General features: G+C 45.6%; 16 protein-coding genes. 8 read left to right on the top strand and 8 right to left on the bottom strand.

The genetic code is table 11. The features are described 5' to 3' along the window. The first annotated feature begins 267 nt into the window (after positions 1 to 267). The 3 genes from ACRRS1_RS21250 (at position 268) to ACRRS1_RS21240 (ending at position 4,932) form a co-directional block, all read left to right on the top strand. On the top strand, positions 268 to 2,151 hold the full coding sequence (locus ACRRS1_RS21250; RefSeq protein WP_432468775.1) for a methyl-accepting chemotaxis protein: 1,884 nt from the start codon (positions 268 to 270) through the stop codon (positions 2,149 to 2,151). A gap of 258 nt (positions 2,152 to 2,409) precedes the next feature. Further along, entirely contained in the window at positions 2,410 to 3,489 is a 1,080-nt protein-coding gene (locus tag ACRRS1_RS21245) for a hypothetical protein (protein WP_432455519.1), read from the top strand. Positions 3,490 to 3,918: 429 nt separating this feature from the next. After that, positions 3,919 to 4,932, top strand: a complete 1,014-nt coding sequence (locus tag ACRRS1_RS21240; protein ID WP_432468776.1) for a D-alanine--D-alanine ligase — start codon at positions 3,919 to 3,921, stop codon at positions 4,930 to 4,932. A 202-nt stretch (positions 4,933 to 5,134) separates the two neighbouring features. Here ACRRS1_RS21240 and ACRRS1_RS21235 read toward each other — a convergent pair whose 3' ends face one another. Beyond that, positions 5,135 to 6,310: a hypothetical protein gene (locus ACRRS1_RS21235; protein ID WP_432468777.1), complete on the bottom strand. Its 1,176-nt coding sequence runs from the start codon at positions 6,308 to 6,310 to the stop codon at positions 5,135 to 5,137. Between the two features lie 322 nt (positions 6,311 to 6,632). Between ACRRS1_RS21235 and trhA the strand changes: the two genes are divergently transcribed. After that, positions 6,633 to 7,265, top strand: a complete 633-nt coding sequence (gene trhA / locus ACRRS1_RS21230; protein WP_432455521.1) for a PAQR family membrane homeostasis protein TrhA — start codon at positions 6,633 to 6,635, stop codon at positions 7,263 to 7,265. Here trhA and ACRRS1_RS21225 read toward each other — a convergent pair. Next, positions 7,262 to 8,701: an MBL fold metallo-hydrolase RNA specificity domain-containing protein gene (locus ACRRS1_RS21225; RefSeq protein ID WP_432464003.1), complete on the bottom strand. Its 1,440-nt coding sequence runs from the start codon at positions 8,699 to 8,701 to the stop codon at positions 7,262 to 7,264. The genes trhA and ACRRS1_RS21225 overlap by 4 nt on opposite strands. 175 nt (positions 8,702 to 8,876) lie before the next feature. Further along, complete coding sequence (locus tag ACRRS1_RS21220; RefSeq protein ID WP_432455523.1) at positions 8,877 to 10,124, bottom strand: methyl-accepting chemotaxis protein; 1,248 nt, start codon at positions 10,122 to 10,124, stop codon at positions 8,877 to 8,879. A gap of 448 nt (positions 10,125 to 10,572) precedes the next feature. Here ACRRS1_RS21220 and ACRRS1_RS21215 point away from each other — a divergent pair, with 448 nt between their 5' ends. The 4 genes from ACRRS1_RS21215 (at position 10,573) to ACRRS1_RS21200 (ending at position 14,593) form a co-directional block, all read left to right on the top strand. Next, positions 10,573 to 11,604, top strand: a complete 1,032-nt coding sequence (locus ACRRS1_RS21215; RefSeq protein WP_432468778.1) for an ABC transporter substrate-binding protein — start codon at positions 10,573 to 10,575, stop codon at positions 11,602 to 11,604. A gap of 7 nt (positions 11,605 to 11,611) precedes the next feature. Continuing rightward, complete coding sequence (locus ACRRS1_RS21210) at positions 11,612 to 13,435, top strand: diguanylate cyclase domain-containing protein (RefSeq protein WP_432468779.1); 1,824 nt, start codon at positions 11,612 to 11,614, stop codon at positions 13,433 to 13,435. An 88-nt stretch (positions 13,436 to 13,523) separates the two neighbouring features. Next, complete coding sequence (locus ACRRS1_RS21205) at positions 13,524 to 14,015, top strand: hypothetical protein (protein WP_432455526.1); 492 nt, start codon at positions 13,524 to 13,526, stop codon at positions 14,013 to 14,015. 335 nt (positions 14,016 to 14,350) lie between these two features. Then, complete coding sequence (locus ACRRS1_RS21200) at positions 14,351 to 14,593, top strand: GNAT family N-acetyltransferase (RefSeq protein ID WP_432468780.1); 243 nt, start codon at positions 14,351 to 14,353, stop codon at positions 14,591 to 14,593. Positions 14,594 to 14,911: 318 nt separating this feature from the next. On the opposite strand, the gene ACRRS1_RS21195 is transcribed toward ACRRS1_RS21200, so the two are convergent. Genes ACRRS1_RS21195 through ACRRS1_RS21175 form a run of 5 tightly spaced genes read right to left on the bottom strand, consistent with a single transcriptional unit; the run spans position 14,912 to position 18,812 of the window. Then, positions 14,912 to 15,307, bottom strand: coding sequence for a hypothetical protein (locus ACRRS1_RS21195; protein WP_432455528.1), 396 nt, complete (start codon positions 15,305 to 15,307; stop codon positions 14,912 to 14,914). Continuing rightward, positions 15,304 to 15,738: a YHS domain-containing (seleno)protein gene (locus tag ACRRS1_RS21190; RefSeq protein WP_432455529.1), complete on the bottom strand. Its 435-nt coding sequence runs from the start codon at positions 15,736 to 15,738 to the stop codon at positions 15,304 to 15,306. Before ACRRS1_RS21190 ends, ACRRS1_RS21195 begins: the two co-directional genes overlap by 4 nt. A gap of 10 nt (positions 15,739 to 15,748) precedes the next feature. Continuing rightward, positions 15,749 to 16,534 carry an NRDE family protein gene (locus ACRRS1_RS21185; protein WP_432455530.1) on the bottom strand — a complete coding sequence of 262 codons (786 nt, stop codon included), beginning with the start codon at positions 16,532 to 16,534 and terminating at the stop codon, positions 15,749 to 15,751. Further along, complete coding sequence (locus ACRRS1_RS21180; protein WP_432455531.1) at positions 16,535 to 17,047, bottom strand: hypothetical protein; 513 nt, start codon at positions 17,045 to 17,047, stop codon at positions 16,535 to 16,537. After that, the gene (locus tag ACRRS1_RS21175; protein WP_432455532.1) at positions 17,031 to 18,812 is read right to left on the bottom strand and encodes a lysophospholipid acyltransferase family protein; all 1,782 of its coding nucleotides are present in this window, start codon (positions 18,810 to 18,812) and stop codon (positions 17,031 to 17,033) included. The genes ACRRS1_RS21180 and ACRRS1_RS21175 overlap by 17 nt, the downstream gene beginning before the upstream one ends. Between the last annotated feature and the right edge of the window lie 3 nt (positions 18,813 to 18,815).

The following is an 18,815-nucleotide window of genomic DNA, read 5'->3' as shown; positions in this document are numbered from 1 at the left end:
TGCGTTTCATGAGGCTGCGGGTCAGAGGTATGATTTAGTCAAAGATCACGTTTAATTCAATCTTGCTCACGCTGGTAGATGATAAACCTGCGTTGTTAAATATTTAAAGTTATAATGCTCAATATCTTGGGCTGTGATGGAGAATCAAGCCAAGAATTCTCATCGATTGACTTTGTCGATGATCATATTGTTCAATGCCCACCGTGACATCGTGTCGACCGCCGTTAGGCGGGCATAGCTGTTTCTTTTTCCCAATAGAGGTTATGAATGTTTAAAAAAATATCCCTGAAAAATAAACTCGCCATTTCTGCTAGCTTGGCGATTATTTTGGGTGGATTACTAGTAGAAGCTTTATCATTCAGGGCATCTTTGTCGCGCCTCGATTATGATGTGGAGCAGCGACTACTTAGCTCTTCGACTGCTTATAATCAATACGTAAGCAATTGGTTGCTATCTAAAGAACGGGCTTTGACATCTTTGAGTGAAGCCGCTCAAGAGCAACAACTGGTACTGCATTTACAACAAATTCGTGATTCGGGAGCCTTCGATAATGTGTTCCTCGCATATCCCGATGGTTCGCAAAAAAATGCCAATGGCGTGGTATTGCCAGCCGGCAACAATGACCCGCGTCAGTGGGGGTGGTATATCAATGCGAAGGTCAAGCCGAGTGAAGTTTTTATGGATAACCCAACCGTAGCCGCGGCCACTGGGGCCAATGTGGTGTCATTGGGTAAAGCTTTAAGGCTGAATGGTCAACAAGTAGTCTTGGGCGCAGATGTTGAAATTACCGATATTATGAATACTCTGGATAAAGTGATTTTACCGGGCCAAGGGGACATGTTCATCGTGAACCAGCAAGGCCAGTTTTTCGTGTATTCAGACACTAAGTTATTAAATAAATCGGTGGCAGAGCGGGGTTTAAACTACGCAGATATCCAAAATGCATTGCGTGTCGGTAAAACTGCCTCGGTGAATATCCAGGGTGAGCAGTTTGTTTTATTTGCTAAAGCTATCGTCGGTACTAATTTGGCGACGGTGATTGTGGTGAATCACGATTCGTTGGTTAAGCCCTTGTTTGCAGCAGTTTGGGGACAAGTGATGGCGACTCTGGCGGTTGTGGTTGTGTGTGTCATTTTATTCAATTTGTTGTGTAACATCTTATTCAAACCATTGGGGCGAGTGTCGAGTGCCTTAGCCGAGTTTGCTCAAGGCAGTGGTGATTTAACTCAGCGGATCGATATCGATAATCAAGATGAAGTGGGTGAGCTGGCCAATAACTTTAATATTTTTGTCTCAAGTCTGCAGCAGCTGATCAGCCATGTGCAGCAGCAGTCGATCCAGTTAACACAGCAATCAGAATTAGGTATTCGTAGCGCCAATGAGACGGTTGCAGAAATTGAAGGCCAGCAGCAAGAAATTGTTATGGTTGCGACTGCTGTGACCGAGATGGCCTCGGCCACAGTCGAGATCGCCTCGCATGCGGATAGAACAGCACAGGCCACTCACGATTCGGCAAGTAGCACAAACCATGGTCATGAGTTGGTGGTGAATAGCAAGGCTTCGATCAACCGGCTGGCCAACGAGGTGACGGAAGCAAGTTCGGTGATCGCCGATTTAAGTCAACATGCCATGGAAATCAGTACTGTATTAACCACAATCCAAGGGATTGCCGAGCAGACCAACTTACTGGCTTTAAATGCGGCGATTGAGGCAGCTAGAGCTGGAGAACAGGGGCGTGGTTTCGCAGTGGTTGCCGACGAGGTTCGAGTATTATCGCAACGCACGCATACTTCTACCGAAGAGATTAAAGCCACCATCGATCTGCTACAAAAAACTAGCGAGCGCGCTGTCTCGCTGATGGCTAGTAGCTCTGAGCTAGCTAGCGGATCGGTGGATGATGCCGATAAGGCGAGTGATGCCTTGGAAGAAATCACTGCTTCGGTGACGTTAATTCGAGACATGGCTACTCAAATTGCGACCGCCGCAGAAGAGCAAACTCATGTTTCAAATGAAATTTCACAAAATGTAGTGGCGATCCAAGATGTGACTGAAAACCTGATCTCGAGAGCGAATAATAGCTTAAAACAATCACAAGCCTTACAAACGCATGCCGAAGAACTCAATAGCGATGTTAAAACTTTTAAATTGTAAGCCGTGATAGTGTGTTTAAAGGGACGCATTGCGTCCCTTTGATTTAGGGAGTGTGACTGTCCTGTGCAGCGATAGACATTGTTATCGGTATCGAGCGGGTGTGTTTCGAGATTGGCCGGGTGATAATTTACCCAGAGCGTTTTAGTGGACAATAAGTAAAGATGTAATCATTTGATTTATAAGTTAAAAATAACTTACTACCTTGTGGCCCGAAAATTGTTTCAGTGAATTAAACAAGAGTCTTCTACGGAGTGAGTTATGGACGAGCAAGCAAAGGGAAGTTCAGTCCCTTTTAAACCTTTATTCGACACCACTCGGTTTTTCAGCCGCAATGTTAATCGGCTACAGAGCCAATTATCCTCTTATCAGCAATCGTTTTTACAGTCCTCGCCCTTCGGGCAGCATCTGGATTCCGTGAAGGACTGGACCCAACAACGTCGTAACACCTTTCACCAACAGTTAGATTCAAGCGTTCAGGAATCTGCCGTCGTCGCCAACAATAAAGGCAGAGAAATGCTTAAGTTTAAGAGCAGCCAGGATGACTGGCTACCTCAACGTATCCAAAAAGCGGTGTTTAATAAGGGCGTTGATGTATTGGCCGATAATAGCGAACGTTTGCTTCGATACGGGAAAGGTTATGCCAGTGGTGTGGGCGATAAAATGCCTTCTAAAACAATGGAACGTTATCATCCTGGCAATATTGCAAGGCTCTTTACTCAGCCGGATCAGTCAATGCGCTATTTACAGCAGCGTAAAGCCCAGTTGTTGCAGCCGTGGGAGCTGTATCAGAGTCCAACTAAGTTTGGTAAGCAGAAAATGGGGGAAGCTAAACGTACTTTTTGGAATATGCATGAGCGGTATCAGGAGTTGGACTCTGGAAACAAGCTGGCCCACGGTGGTCGAGCCGCTGTCGATTATACTCAGGAAAAAATTGCACCGGTGTTAGGCTCTAGTTTATTGGCATTCTCGCTCTACCATCGTTACCAACAGCGGCAAAATACCAATCAGGCGATGGACCGAATGTTTCCTCGGCAAACCCGCGTGGGTAAAACGGCCCGCTTCCTACCGACCCGGATGATGTTCACCAAGCCTCTCTCAAGGGTGGTTGGTAACCCTCGTTTGTCCTTAGCCTTATTGACTTATGGTGCGCTGACAGGCGTCGGGCAGAGTATAAAAGACAGCATGGACTTACAGCATTCGGCGCCGAATACCTTTAGTCGCTTAAAACAGGATAACCGCGAAATGTATAAGTCGTCTTTTCAGCGGGACTTACAGAGTTCGGTGCAGAACACCAGCAGGACCCGCTCTCAGTCGACAGATTTGACTGGACACAAATAGTCTAAGCTACGAGCTTGTTTGTTGCAGCCTGAAGCAAGGCATGATTCCCTTATCAAGTGAAATAGACAGCACCGAAAGCGCTGTCTATTTCATGGTTTTACAAAGAGCGTCTAACTACTCTTGGTGATGGCAGCTAGCTATAAGTGATTTGTCTTAATTGATAGTTGATGGTTATTACTGGTTTATGGCGTTTAGCTAAAGCGGGTCCGTTCACGATTGCTAAACTGTTCAGGGTTCCAGCTTCTTTGATATATACAAATCGGTAATTGTGCTATTTTGTACGACTTATCTTTTTCTCCCTCCCCCCTTTCACCCTGATAAGCAGATATTCGCATCTGTCGATGTTGTGATTTCAATCCATCTTCTTTGAATTTATTTCATAACAACGACTATTGATCCAACTTGGGTCTAATCCAATGGAAATCGGAAATGAACATAGAAATTATTAGCACTAGAAATATAAAACTGAAGGAAACTGGCTTTGGTTCGTTGTTCGCTTGTGAGGATGTGTCAGCCTCTTTAATCAATATTGGGCATTCAGTTTTACTCACAGTATGTGAAACCTTAGATGATCTCGCGAGAGTGGTGAGCCGCAAGCCTGATTTGCTTGTTTTAGCGGCAAAATATATGCCGATTGACGGTGAAAACGATGTGTGGTTTTCTGAGTATTTTGAACAGCATCACATCATTTGTTCCGGCTCGGATCGAGAAACACTACGGTATGATTCAAACAAAGTGTCGGCGAAAGCGCGTTTAGCGAGCCTCGGTATTAAAACAGCGAAGCATTTTATGGCAATACCGGGTCAATATCGGATAGAAGAAGATCTGCCGTTTTCATTTCCCTTGTTCCTTAAGCCAATGGATGCCGCCAATGGGAATGGCATTGATGATCATTCTTTTGTGGAAAGCTTTGCAGAATTTGAGTTAAAAGTCATGTCTTTATATGGTCAATACCAGCAGCCTGTATTGGTAGAAGAGTATTTAGCTGGCAAGGAGTATACGGTCGCTGTTATTAAGAGCAGCCTCGATAAAATGACGGTATCGGCGATTGAAATCATTCCTCCAGTATCTTCGAATGGGCTTCGGATCCTTGGTGCGATAGTTAAAACATCGGATAGCGAAATGCTGCAGGAAATCGAAGTGAATGATATTGGTGCCGTTAAGGCTTTGGCCGCTGCCGCTTTTGTAGGTTTAGGTGTGCGAGGTTTTGGGCGAATAGATATCAAAATGGATGCACAGGGCTTATGTTATTTTATGGAAGCCAATTTAGTTCCGGGAATGAATCATGGGACTAGTTATTTCCCAAGAGCTTGCGAAATTGCGAATCAGATGCCGTACGATGAGGTGATCTGCATGATGCTCGATGAGTGTGTCGCCAGGGCGAGCTTAGACAAAGCATTAAGCCCCCTTGTCAAACCACATGCCCTAAGCTGCGCAGTGTAACCAAGTCCTTGCCGTGAAATATAGCGATGGATATCAGCATTACTTCTTTTCTTTTTTTGCCAGAATTACGCAAACACTTGAAAAGCTCAGGTAGCAGCATCGGGGATATAAAATATTGCGGAACGGATGATTTCTCCGTTGCGCACAGTTTGCTGGGGATTTTGCTTGAGTGGTGTTTAGACTATGGTTTAAACCGTTATCGTTAGCCACTGTCTGCAGCGCAAAATTGTTTGGTGTTGGATTCTGCTGCGATATGTTGACGTATTAATTTGGCCGAATCAGAAGCGTTGGCTTGGCAAACGAATAAGCCGATTTGCTCATAGCCTCCCATCATCTGAGTTTTGGGCAGAAACTCGATGTATAAACCACAGCCAGGCCCGTTATTCACAATCATATTATAGGCAGGGCTCATCCCCATCTGTTCCATCAGGTGCATGATTGCTCGAATCGCCTGTTGTATACCCAGCACTAATTGCTGTTGCTGTTGTTGATTGAGTTGGTGTAGGTAGCGTTTTTCGTTGTCTTTCAAGATCAAAAGCATGTCTAGTGGTCTTTTCATGAAGTAAGGCACGATTAGTTGTACCTCGCCATAGTCTTTTACTAATAGCTTTTTAGGGTTTTCGTCAATCATGTATTGACTGAAGGGGCGGTTGTGACGTTTTCTAAAACGTAGGTTATTAAAAAAATGCTGTGGCAAAATATTGCTATAAGCGATCTGTTGATGACCATGGCTCAGTGAGGCCCCAGCGGTGGCACCATAGTTTTTTATAATTGAGACATATCCGCTGACCACCTGTTGTTCCACTTTGCTTTCGGAACGAGACATAAAATCGGTGGGTTGATGCAGCAAGCTTTGCTCTAAAGCTGCCAATCGCTGAAAGCTAATCATGGCGTCAGCATAGGGCAAGTTATGCCAGTCGAGTTCGTGGATCGACGAGGTCCACTGTAAGAGGTGAAAGCCATAGGAGGCGCGACCATTGTGGTAAGGATCTTGATGCTGAAAGTAGTCTGCGGCTTCTTGAGGTAATTCCTTGATCGGATGAAAGATAGGGTACAGGTTTTTATTGATAAAGGTAAAACCTTGACTGTGTTCGGCAATATCTAAAATATCGGCGCTTTTACCTTCACAGATAGGGCACGCTTGGTTGGTATTTACGTTTATCGGCGGGCTGGTTGTATGGATCCGTTTGGCGCGCGCTGAATTATAGATAATTAAATTGCCGTTGCGCGGGTCGATTTGGCAGATCCCATCGGGCGCAAATTTTTGCAATTGAGGATCATTGCTAATGTTCTTTAGCAGATGTTCAAAGTTTAGCTGGCTCACGTCTTGGCATAGTGCTATCGATTGAGCCCAAGCCAGCGGAAGTTGTTGCCGCATCGCATTCTCCATAACTCTGCAAGTGATTGATGTTTGGTGCCTTAATTATAGTTGAATACGCTTATGATGCAGGCTCTCTCGGGCGCTTTGTTAATTTTTTGCGATACGTTATGGCGGAAATTTGAACTCTTGGTGGGAAGGATTTAGCGCTTGAACGGCCGGTGAGACTCAATATTTCAAGCACTTAAAAACTAATGATCAATCACATTATAGATGCGGTGATGATGTCTGTCCGACGACAATAAAAATTCATATTATTTTCAGTGTACAACTGTACGCTGAAAGTTTAAGCTGATTCAGTTGATGATAAATGGGTTGCGAAATGAGCGTATTGACCAGTGGCTACAGTGAGCGTGAAGAGAAACTGAATGTTGCTTCTCATGGGATTGCTTTGTTGATTGCGATCATCGGTTTAGTCATGTTAATCATTAAGGCTAATGGTTTGATGGCGGTGAGCGCGGTGACAATCTATGGAAGCGCATTGATCCTATTATTCCTGGCTTCGTCTTGGTATCACGGGTGTCGCAATGTCACTTGGAAGGCAGGCTTAAAACTGTTTGATCATTCTGCTATTTACTTGTTAATTGCCGGAACTTATACCCCTATTTTGTTGCTTCGCTTTGAGGGGATGCTATCGTGGGGATCGATGTTGATCATATGGGGCCTCGCGATTTTTGGGGTCGCTTTTAAGCTACTCACTGGCACTCGCTTTCCTAAAATTTCCTTGAGCACTTATCTCATTATGGGATGGTTATCGTTAGTGCTCGCTTATCCTATGTACTTGAATATCGCCACCCTAGGTCTCGTCTGGTTAGCTGTTGGCGGTTTGTTGTTTAGTATTGGCGCGCTTTTTTATGTCGCTAAACATCGAGTCTACAGCCATGCGATATGGCATGTATTTGTGGTGGCGGGCTGCGCTTGCCATTTCGCGGCGATATATCATTATATTGTTTAGGGCAGCCAAACCAGCTTTGGCAAGGCGCTTAAGTCTAGTTTATCGCCGCGTTTTGCGGCGACTAAGGCTCTGGGGGGTGGACTGAGTTGCTCATTGATAGCGGCGATTAAACCTTGTTGAGCTAGTGGTTCGCCATGTACTAAAATTAAGGGAGGGCTCGCTTTAAATTGGTGATACCAAGCGATGAGTTCCGCTTGGTCTGCATGGGCAGATAAACCGCCCACGGTATGTAGTTTAGCCGCCACTTTCACTGGTTTACCATGAATGGTGAGGTAATCTGCCCCATCAACCAGTAGCCTTCCGGGAGTGCTAATTGCTTGATAGCCGCATATAATGACATCACATTCGCTGCGCCAAAGATTATGCTCTAGGTGGCAACGGATCCGGCCGCCATTACACATGCCGCTGCCAGCGATGATGATCAAACCGTGATTGATATCGTTGAGCGCCATCGACTCTTCGGTGCTTTCTATAAATTCAACATTAGACAATAAGGGATGCTCGCCAGGGTGTTGCCGAGTAAAGCGCTTAAAGTCATCATCCATTACCGGATAATTATTAATGTATACCTTGGTTGCTTCTATCGCCATTGGGCTATCTAAGCAAACCTTCCAACGAGATAAATCCCATTGTTTGGCATAAAGATGAAATAGGTAGAGCAATTCTTGGGCTCGGCCCACCGAAAAAGCGGGGAGTAAAATATTACCTTGACTATGGCTGATCGCAGCGGCAAATATTTGTTCCAGTTCGGTGATGGTTTCTTCCCAAGAGCGGTGAAAACGATCGCCGTAGGTGCTTTCCATTAATACTAAATCGGCATCATCAATGGCAACCGGATCGTTAAGAATTGGCATGCCCTCTCGGCCTAGGTCACCACTAAAGACAATTTTTTTCTGACCGGTGGGGTCGGTTAACCATAGTTCGACCAAAGCAGAGCCAAGGATGTGCCCCGCATCGGAGAGGCGCAGTTCAATACCGGGGAAAATGCTGACTCTTTGTCCGTAGGTAATGGGTAAGAACTGCTTTATTGCTTGTTCGACATCGCGTTCGTCATAAAGTATATCGATCGTGGGAAGATTGTTTTTCAATCGCTTCTTATTGACTCGTTCGGTGTCGCGTTGCTGCAACATGGCGGCATCTTTGAGCATGATTTCGGATAGTTCTGCCGAGGCCTTATGAGTGTAGATCGGCCCGCTAAAACCTGATTTCACCAGTTGTGGGATCCGCCCGGAATGGTCGATGTGGGCATGACTAAGAATGACAGCATCGATGCGACTCGGATCAAAATCGAAGTCTTGATGATTGCGTAGGGCATCAGTTTTGCTGCCTTGGATCAACCCGCAATCTAATAGGATCTGGCGATCATTGATGGTGAGTAAGTGACAAGACCCCGTGACTTCTTCGGTGGCTCCTAAAAAGGTGAGTGTCATGTCCATAAACCAACTCCAATGACTTGTTTCTTCTAAGGATAGGCTAGTTTAATGAAGTTACTCGCGAGTTGGCTCACGGGATGAAGGGATGGATGATTGAGAACGGGAACTGAATTAAACCGCTCATCGGAAGGATGAGTACCAGCTGGCAAAAAGTAAACTGGTACTCATTAACGATAACTTAGGCCTTCAAAGTCGCCAGTTGGTCATTGAGTAACAGGGCCAATTGAGATAATTCGGTGCTGAGATTTTCAATATCATGAGTTAAGGCATTTTGCTGCTCAGCCGCTTCACCCATGCCGCTAATATTATTATTGATATCGCCGCTGACATGGCTTTGCTCCTCCGCTGCGGTCGCAACTTGAGCGGCATTGTCGTTGATGGCCGAAATACTAGCGACCACGCTATGCAACTGTTCGTAGCTACCTTCGGTATCTAAAGCTGTTTTGTTGACTTGTTCTCGACTGGTGGATATTAAATCTACGGTTGCATTCACATCGCTTTGTAAGGCTTGAATCAACTGGTTAATTTCTTCGGTGGAGCTTTGGGTTCTTCCTGCAAGATTACGAACCTCATCGGCTACAACCGCAAAGCCGCGTCCTTGTTCACCAGCTCGAGCGGCTTCAATGGCGGCATTTAAAGCTAATAAGTTGGTTTGCTCGGCGATACCGCGAATGGTTTCTAAAATACTGTTAATATCTTGGCTGCGTCCGGCAACCTTGGTGATTCGCTCACTAATTCCTTCCATACTTGATGATACGTCGCGGATCTGTTCCACAGAATATTGAAACTCTTGCTGAGTTTGACTGAGCTGTTGCTCGGCTTTTTGGGCGTTACTGGCAGTACCATTGGCCAGTTCGGCGACTTCTCCGGCGCTGGATGACATCTGATTGACCGCGGTGGCGACATTGTCCGTTTCATTATGTTGGCGGCGACTTAAGCTACCAGAGGTTTGAGCATTTTTTGCCAGTTGCTGTGAACTTTGAGTGAGCTGATTGGCCTGCTGTTGTAGCTGTAGCATTATTTGGCGAAGTTTTTCGGTAAAGGCATTAAATTGCAGCGCCATGTCGGTTAACTCTTGGCTCTGTTGAGCCTCCAGTTTCAATCTTAAGTCACCATCTTTTCCTGCGAGATAACCCATGTGGCGGGTCATTCGAGCTAAAGAGGCTAAGAAGTTTTGTAATATCATGGTCACCACCACTAATATCACAAGGCCACCAAGCGCTGAAATTAACAACATTTTAGCTTTTGCCTGAGCTGTCGTTTCGGCAAATAATGCCTGAATTTGATTGGCATTTAATTGGGTGGCAGCAGCAGCCTGCTCGGTACTGAGTGATGCGTTCCCAAAAATCAGCATTGTCACTAACAAACAACAAAATAGTACCGTAATACTGATTAGTAATTTTAGTTTAAACGACAACTGCGCCATTATATTTCTCCGTAAATAACTAGTCTTCTAAGATCGCATACTTTTGCTCTAAGTGCTCAATTTTTATCGAGAATTGAAGAATAATTAGCAAATTAATGGTCTCGTTGCGAAGATCTTGTGAGCCGAGTAAATTATTCGTGGATTTGTTGATTGCTGGCCAGAGCGCCGTGCTTCATCGAACCACCTGCTTGGTCAAAGTATCATGGCTGTTTTGGTTTCGACGAACCGGGTTTTGCTTGATCTAAAAATAGACCTGAGCATGGGGCTTTATCACTCATGGTTTGTCATATCATGAGTCACTGAATTGGTGCCGCTGGTCTAGCTGTGGTTTTTGTTCGCTAAGGTTGGCTTTCATTTTGTAAATACAGGGCTGAATGCTAACTAAAGAAGCTAAATTTGTCAGGTGGTTTATAGTTTTAGATAGTGATTATTTTCCTAGGTTTAGACTTTGCTTAAAGTCATCGCTTTAATCTTTATTTTTTTGAGTGCTTGCGTATTTGCGCAACCTTCGGTGGTGTTTCTTAATCCAGGTAAGCCGACGGAGAATTTTTGGGCACACGTCGATTTGTTTGCCCTCGCGGCGGCACAACGTTTAGATTTAAAATTGACAATTTTCCACGCGAAACGTGATCAGTATTCAATGATTAAGTATCTCGAGAAGATGATTCAGCAACAGCAATTGCCCGATTACTTGATGTTGGTTAACGAGAAACAAAGCTTGCCACGAATGCTTCATTTGTTGGAAGACCAGCCAGTTTATGTCTTGATATTACTTAACGATTTAGAAGCAGTGCTGCGCTCAAAATATGCGCTAAATACGCATTGGCAACAGTATATTATTAGCCGTTTGGTGCCGAATAATTATTGGATTGGCGAACAAACGGCTAAAGCGATGTATCAGCAAGCGGGCGGGCAGCCTGGCGGAGTGGTGCTGATATCCGGTGATCGAGCCACTCCGGCCTCCAAGGAAAGGGAAGCGGGTGCTCTTAGCTTTTTTCATCAGCAAACTAATTTAAGCGTGAAACCAGTGATATATGGTGATTGGGAACAGGCTCGCAGTTATCAACAAAGTAAATCTTTGCTGCGTCGATATCCCCAACTCAAATATATTTGGACGGCCAATGATCATATGGCTTTTGGCAGTTTGCAAGCGATACAAGACATTGGTAAAAGCGCTGGAAAAGATATTTTTTTAAGTAGCGTGAATGTTTCACTAGAAGCACTCAAATTAAGAGAGCAGGGACAACTCAGCGCGCTCGGGGGAGGACACTTTATGGCTGCAGGTTGGGGTTTACGCCTAATTCATCTGCACTATCTGGGTTACGCACTGCCGTCAAATGTGACGCTACCGATGTTCAGACTAGTACAACCAAATACAGAATTTTATCAACAGCTGAAAGCGCAAGACTGGTCTGGGATCGCCTTTGAACGACTATTTTTGGATGAGCATAATAAGCTAACACTCGAGTTTGTCCATTGAGGATGCCATGCTAAAAGCCTTGTTGAAATCGCGATCTCCAATTGCTAAAAAAATGGTGTTGCTGATTGTTGGTGCTAGCACGGTGTTTGCGTTGGTCTCGGTTGTGGTGCAGTTAGCGTTTCATTTCACTGGTGCGGTAAGACACATCGAACAAAGCGTTGATGAGTATAACCAGGCCAATATTACCGCACTTGAACAAGCCTTATGGTATATCGACTACAACTTGGTTGATGATTTGCTGCAGGCTTTGCTCAAACAACAATATGTGGGAATGCTTAAGTTAGAAGTTAACGATGAGCTGAATATTGCTATCGGTGTGGCTGAGCTGAGTGAGAAAATTTACGTTTATCCCTTGGTTTATCAACAGCAAAACCTTGGTCAATTAAGTGTCGGTTTAGACTTATCGGTGGTGAAACGTGATATTGTAAATCAAGCTTTGGTTATCTTTCTGACTAACGGCTTTAAGACGTTGTTGATGACTCTTATTATTTTGCTATTGGTGACGCGTCTGGTCACTCACGACCTACACCGTTTAGCCAAGGTGGCGGATCAAATTTTCACCAAGCAGCAGCAAATCGTGCAATTGCCAGATCAGCTATTGCAACGTAACGATGAAATTGGCTTGGTTGCGAGTTCAATGCAGCAATTGCAACATCGTTTTCAGCGGGGGTTGGATGCGCGTTTAGCTGCCGAATTACAGTTACATCAACATCGAGAGGAGCTGGAAGCTACCGTTGAACAGCGAACGGCTTTGCTGAATTGGCAAACCGAAGCCAATAAACTGTTATCCGAGATATCACTGTCCTTTCTTACTCAAGGCTCCACGGATGAGTTATTACAACGTGCGCTTGCTATCATTGGTCGTTTATTTGCGGTGGAACGGGTCTGTGTCTTTACTTTTGAAGGCCCGTTGGCGGTTTATCGAAATGTTTGGACGCTTTTTGAGCAAGAGGTCCGACTCGATCCGATTGATTTAGAGCCATTGAGATTGCTGAATGCATATTTGCGCGATACGACCCCCTTTACCGTGAATGATATTGAAACGGTTAAGCAACAGGCGGAGCCTGAATATGAATTGTTGCGCGAGCGTGGTATTAAGTCTTTTGCTGGTTTTCCTTTACACGATGGCAAGCAGACTTTTGGTTTGCTGAGCTGTGCGAGTCTGAATTATCGATCGATATGGCATGATCATCAGGTAACGCTGTTGAGCCAATTTGCGACCGCGATTACTAGTTTGCTGGTCAAAGAAAAGAAAGAGCTGGCACTGGTGCGATTGCAGTCTGAATTACTACAAGCAAATCAGCGCTTATTGGTATTAGCCGAAACCGATGAGTTAACCGGCTTATTGAATCGCCGTCCCTTTAAGCGTGAACTCACTCGAGCAATTGCGAGTGCTCGTCGTCACAAATCTAAGCTTGCCGTAATGATGGCAGACATCGACTATTTCAAGGCTTATAACGATCGCTATGGGCATTTACAGGGGGACGAAGCCTTAAAGCTGGTGGCGAAGGCTTTAACTTCGGTGGTTCAGCGTAGCGAAGATTGTGTTGCGCGAGTCGGTGGTGAGGAATTTGCGTTGCTATTAACCGACGTGAATCAAGATGAACTACCTTTGATGGCCAGGCGAATCGTAGAACAGGTGGCGGCTCTTCAAGTTGAGCATCAGGATTCGCAAGTGAGTCCAGTGTTGACGATTAGTTTAGGCGGGGTATTGCTGAACTCGATGTCGGTTGATGATAACAACGAGATACTCCAGATGGCCGACAATTGTTTATACGATGCCAAACACCAAGGGCGTAATCGCGCGGTACTTGATTTAGTGAGTGACTGAGTCGATGTTGTTTGCTTTTTAGTCAGAAATATCCATAGTAAACTTATCGCTGTGCATTGTTTTGGATACCTCATTTGCGAGGTTGTATATGACTCATACTCGAATGATGAAATGGACGATTAACGCTTATGTGGGTTGCGCATTATTGGCGTGGCTTGTTGCGGTTTTCAGTGGAGTACTTACGGAGGCTGAATCAGGCCCGAAGCTATGGATTTTTCCACTCAATTTTGAATTGACCTTAGTTGTATTATTGTTCAGTTTATTGGCTGCTTACTCCTTACGCTACGGCAGTATTCACGGCCGTTTGCTATTGTCTGGCCTTGCCTTGATTGATTTGCTTAATATGATATTTACCAATCCCTTGGTACAGTCCTCGTTGGTCTCTTCGCTTGATGTACTGAGCATGCTTGCCTTGTTTGTTTTATTGTATATCGCTTGGACCAATACTTTGGCTGATAAGGTGAAACGCTTACAGGCATACCAGCATCAGCAAGTAAAAGGTAAAAGCATCCAATCGCAAGCCGAGCTCCAACCTAAGCCACAAAATGAGTCACAGCACAAACCACATCGCCCTGAGTAATGCTGGGAAGCCAAGAGAAACCCTGTTTAAGGGCATCTTTTTTAGTGACAAGATTAGCTGCAACTAGCGGCTCTCAACATCAGAGTCATCATCGAAGATGAGCGTGCTTAGCGTGAGTCACTCACGATAGCACTAGAAATGTCAGCACCTTCAGCAAACAATGAAAGGCCTGAAAGCAGCCAAGCTTGGCATGTCGTCAGTCCTACTGAGCATTACGGAGTTTAAATAAACATTGAAGTATTAGACAATCCTACTCAACAGCCGATTGATTATCTCGATAAACAAATCAAGGACTTTAACTCGCCAATTGGGAAATTACCGAAAGAATTCCGCTCGTGGTTCAACTGAAAAGTAATACCGGTGAGGTGATTGCTGGTGCGATCACTCGCTCTTTTGGTGATTGCTTGTTATTGGATACGCTAGGGGTTTGTGAAGCATTACCCGGTCAAGATATTGGTCGTCAAATTTTAAATAAAGTAGAGCAAGTGGGGAAATTTCGGGCTTGTCTTAAGTGCTTCTTGCACTCACTAGATTTTCAAGCCATGCCCTTTTATAAACCGCAGGGTTATCAAGTGTAGTGGGTGCAAGAAGGTTACCCCAAAACGGGCTGTCAGTACTTCATGGTGAAACAACGATAGTGTTGCCAAGACATGTTGTAGAGCGTGTTTCAATTTTCTACGAGGTGCTGAGAGGGCAGTGATAGATCACTGGCTATTGCAGGCGAAATCAGCGGATAGATGTTCCGTTGAAGCTTTAAACCATGGTCGTTGATGGGGCTCGCTTTGGCATTTTGAGACTTCGCCAAGCCTCATGCCCCTCACTTCTGAAATCCGTGATTTATTTGATGTGAAATACTTTTAAGACATTACTTCGCTGAGGATTAAAATCCCTTTGAGTCATGATTTGCTTGGTTGCAGCTGTTGGCAGTAGCTCCATAAATAGAGGCTTCCGAATAATACGCCGGGTAGCATCGCTTGCTGCCAATTTGGGGTATGTTGCCACAGGTGTAACAGGCTGGGAATGCTCAGCATTACCAACCAACTTAGCAGCATTGCTAAGTAACGGATGTGCTGGTGATACCCCCAGCGTTGCAATACTGCTCGAGCGACATAACTAATCAAGGCCGTTGAAACAAACGCGTAGCTGCCTTGTACCAGTCCGGCTCTTAAGCTGACAACTGGCCCATATTCCCGATTAACCAAAGCGGCCCAAGCGCCGTATCCCAGTGCCGCTAAGATGGCTATTTGCCAAGGGCTGAGGCCATTCACTAACTTGCTGTAGCGCTGTATCATTTCAGTACACTGGGCCAGTTTTTATCGGCGTCTGCAATATAGTTATCGCGTTGCGCGAGCCATTTTTTTTGTATTTCGGCATCGTAATTGAGATAGAGCTTACCTTGGTTCACGGTGAATTGCTCTGGCTCAATACTGGCGGTGCTATTGTTGGCGACGGCATAGGCGCAATAGCCGCCATACTGTGGGGCATATTTTTCCGGTTGCGCCTTAAACATGGCGAGATGTTCGGCATTACTAAATTGCCAGATCGCACCCTGCCACTGATATTGGTATTGCTTGCTGCCTTCTATCGGCGCATTGTCGGTGAAGTAGGCGACGCTGTCGTAGCCTTTAATTGCTAAATTGTTATACCAAGGCGTATAAATAGCATCGGCGGCGTAGCTGGTGCCAGATAGTAGTAGCAAACTAAATAGGAGCTTTTTCATCATGGTTCCTCTCTCATTGACTGGGGGTAAGGCGGATTAACTGGCGCTGCTGTCTATGCAATGACTGCCAGTCTCTTTTTGGATTTGCCGCTTGGTTGCGCCAGTGCGCTAAACTGTTTTCGGGGTAGTAGTTAAAATTAAGATTTTTCCTACCGAGGACCACTTGGCATATGCTTTTGCTGTGAGCATCTTGGCGATCCATTAATACGGATTCATTCGGCTGCTTGCCTTGTTGGAGGTGAACGGCTTGCAGTACACCGTTGGCCAACTGTTCTGCATTCTGTTTGAGATTTTCCTCCTGACTTTGCCACCATTGCGCAAAGTACTGTTGGCGCTTGGCGATAATCCGCTTGGTATCTAGCGCCGAAGAACTGAATAGCAGCGCTTTTTGAGTGACTGGACTGGTGCTGAGTTGTTGGCCATTCCAGCGGTAGTGTTGACATAAGTGTGGTGACATCATCAATAAATCGAAAGGATTATAGTCACGGTAATCTTGGTTGGTTAAATGTTCTTCAAGTGCTTCGGCTGCGCCAACATTGAGCGCCTGTGGAATGATGGTTCCGCGGCTTGGCGCATCGCTGTGCTGTGGATCTTGATAACGATTGAGTAAGGCCAGCGTTACCCCATGATTGTTCACTCCAAACCAGCTGCCACCCGCTTGAGCATCGCGTGGATATAAGAGCTGAGTGTTGCATATGCTGTGCTGGATGAGTCCGGCTTCATGACGAGTTCTTGCCTCATCACGATTCATGGTGATGACTAGCTGCTGTGGCAGGCGTATCAGGCTTAAAGTACACATTTAATTGGCCTGCTGACGCAGATAACTGGCGGTACTTGGTGCTATCCCAATTTTGGCATTTACCAGCAGCCCGAGTTCTTTAGCTACCAGCTTGGCGTAGGCGACATGGTGCACCGTATGATTAATTAGATAACAAAGTTCTCGGTCGATGCTGCTGTCAAATTGCTGGCTACACTGCTGCACACTGGAAATTTCAGATTCAACTCGAATGGGCGCGTCTGCGAGCGTAGTCTCGCTTACCGAAAACCAATGGTTCAGTTGGTGAATGAGTTGTAATGCAATCATTGGGTCCTGTTCTAACTGACTGTCGCGATGACGCTGATTGTAGTCGATACAGCCTTGTTTAATACCTTGTTGTAGTGCTAAAAAGTGGTCCAAAATATGTCGCACATGGCGTCCTATCCCAGATTCACTGTGTCGTGAGGGTTGATTGTAGCGTTGTCTATCACTGGCTTCGACTAAGTGTTGTACTTGTTGCAATGCCCCGATGGTTGCCTTATGCAGCGGCTTCATTATGTCTCCATTTAGTTAAAAATATTTCACTACCCGTTTGACCGAGATAACGCCGTAAATATTTCTGAGGGGTCTTTCTAAGATCAACAATAATTAACCCATCGAGTGATTGATTGAAGCGGTTGTTCACCGAGAAACAAACAAAACGACCGTTTAGCGCTAAATAATGACGTAATAAAATTGGGATCGATTTCCCCGGTTCGCATTGCCCAATCAGTTTGTTTAAGATGGCGATATTACTTAAGGATGCGAGTACCTTGGTAGTCCATACCTTGCCTTTAACCTTGAGAGGCACCATTGGCTTGACGTCATTTAAGTAACGTTGTTCAGCCCGAAAGGCAGAAATCATAGAGTCAGATATAAAAGCTTGGGCGAGCTCAGAATGCTCTTGAGAGATACTGACACAGCCAAATAAGGTGTGATATTGCGGATGTTTGGCAACATAGTGACCAATCCCCTGCCAAAGCAAGTCGAGAGCCCGCGGATGGCGTTGATACTTAGGAACCACAAACGACCGCCCCATCTCCAGACAGTCACCCATGCGTTGCAGATATTGTGGTTCAAAATCATACAGAGAGCGGCTATATAAGGCTTTAATGCCATGTTGTTTCACAATCTCATTGGCTTGACCTAAACGATAACCGCCAACTAAGCAATTGGCTTGTTTATCCCAAACAAACAGGTGCAGGTAGTGAGGGTCAAACTGATCACTATCGAGTGGTTTTCCGGTGCCTTCGCCAGCGGCTCTGAAGGTGACTTCTCTGGCGAGAGCTATTTCATCCATCATCGGGCCTAATCGTGAGTATGGGGCACAATAGACTGCAAAGTTGCGTCGTTCGAGTAACATGCAATCTTCGAGCGCTTGTAATTGCTGACGTAATTGTTGGCGGCCATGGGGCAGGCTTTCAACCAAGTGTAGCGGGGGATATTTCGACACCAGCTTGGGAGTGGTGAGTGGCGATAAACTCAGTAGGTCGGTGGCGACTCGAAAATAATCAGTCACGGCTTGCTCATCGGCTAAGTCTTGATAGTCCTTAGGGGCAATCGTTTGACCTAGCTGCAGGGTAAATTCACGGCCACGTTTATTCACCAGTTCTCGGGGCAGCAATAGAGTTCTGAGTCGACGATGTACGAGGCCGGCTAAATAAAACAGCTTCGAGTTGCGGCCTGAGACAAAACAGGGTAGTACCGTCGCCTGATAACGCAGCGCCAAACGACCAACCAAAGTATGCCATTGACGGTCTTCAATTTTGCCGGTGTCGGTATTGATGGCCGAGACCATGCCCGCAGGATAAATCATCAGCGCGCCGCCCTTGGCGAGGTGCTGGCAAGCCGCTCTGATCCCTTTGGCGTTAGCTTTGGTAGCATTTTTTGATAATACATCCACCCCAATGAATAGCTGGTTAAACTCGGGAATATTGGCCAATAGTTGATTGGTGAGCACCTTTAAGTCTGGCCTCACTTGTAGCAGTTGCTCACTCATCGCGACGCCTTCTAAACCGCCTAAAGGATGATTCGCCACAATCAATAGTGGGCCTTGTTGCGGGATAGTTTGAAAGATTTCAGGATTGTTGACCAATAATGAGAAATCCAGGCTGCGCATAGTATGACGTAAAAACGTAGCGGCGATGTGCTGCTTATCGGCGTGCCGTGGCCGACTTGCATAGTGCTTGGCCAAGGGCGAAAGAGCCAGTACCTGCTCAAGGATGCGTGCCAGCCATTGGGGACGCAGCTTTAGCTTAAATGGGTTATCGAATTTTTGCATGGA

The sequence above is a fragment of the Agarivorans sp. Z349TD_8 genome (genome assembly GCF_050870825.2).
In the GTDB taxonomy this organism is placed as follows: domain Bacteria; phylum Pseudomonadota; class Gammaproteobacteria; order Enterobacterales; family Celerinatantimonadaceae; genus Agarivorans.
Note: the sequence above shows the minus strand (reverse complement) of the source record. Positions and strands in the feature narration are given on the sequence as shown.

Coding starts and splice junctions, on each gene's coding strand:
- ACRRS1_RS21190 (WP_432455529.1), bottom strand. CDS start 15,738: ATGATGAAAAAGCTCCTATTTAGTTTGCTACTACTATCTGGCACCAGC.
- ACRRS1_RS21205 (WP_432455526.1), top strand. CDS start 13,524: ATGACTCATACTCGAATGATGAAATGGACGATTAACGCTTATGTGGGT.
- trhA (WP_432455521.1), top strand. CDS start 6,633: ATGAGCGTATTGACCAGTGGCTACAGTGAGCGTGAAGAGAAACTGAAT.
- ACRRS1_RS21185 (WP_432455530.1), bottom strand. CDS start 16,534: ATGTGTACTTTAAGCCTGATACGCCTGCCACAGCAGCTAGTCATCACC.
- ACRRS1_RS21250 (WP_432468775.1), top strand. CDS start 268: ATGTTTAAAAAAATATCCCTGAAAAATAAACTCGCCATTTCTGCTAGC.
- ACRRS1_RS21175 (WP_432455532.1), bottom strand. CDS start 18,812: ATGCAAAAATTCGATAACCCATTTAAGCTAAAGCTGCGTCCCCAATGG.
- ACRRS1_RS21210 (WP_432468779.1), top strand. CDS start 11,612: ATGCTAAAAGCCTTGTTGAAATCGCGATCTCCAATTGCTAAAAAAATG.
- ACRRS1_RS21235 (WP_432468777.1), bottom strand. CDS start 6,310: ATGCGGCAACAACTTCCGCTGGCTTGGGCTCAATCGATAGCACTATGC.
- ACRRS1_RS21245 (WP_432455519.1), top strand. CDS start 2,410: ATGGACGAGCAAGCAAAGGGAAGTTCAGTCCCTTTTAAACCTTTATTC.
- ACRRS1_RS21225 (WP_432464003.1), bottom strand. CDS start 8,701: ATGGACATGACACTCACCTTTTTAGGAGCCACCGAAGAAGTCACGGGG.
- ACRRS1_RS21240 (WP_432468776.1), top strand. CDS start 3,919: ATGAACATAGAAATTATTAGCACTAGAAATATAAAACTGAAGGAAACT.
- ACRRS1_RS21220 (WP_432455523.1), bottom strand. CDS start 10,124: ATGGCGCAGTTGTCGTTTAAACTAAAATTACTAATCAGTATTACGGTA.
- ACRRS1_RS21195 (WP_432455528.1), bottom strand. CDS start 15,307: ATGATACAGCGCTACAGCAAGTTAGTGAATGGCCTCAGCCCTTGGCAA.
- ACRRS1_RS21180 (WP_432455531.1), bottom strand. CDS start 17,047: ATGAAGCCGCTGCATAAGGCAACCATCGGGGCATTGCAACAAGTACAA.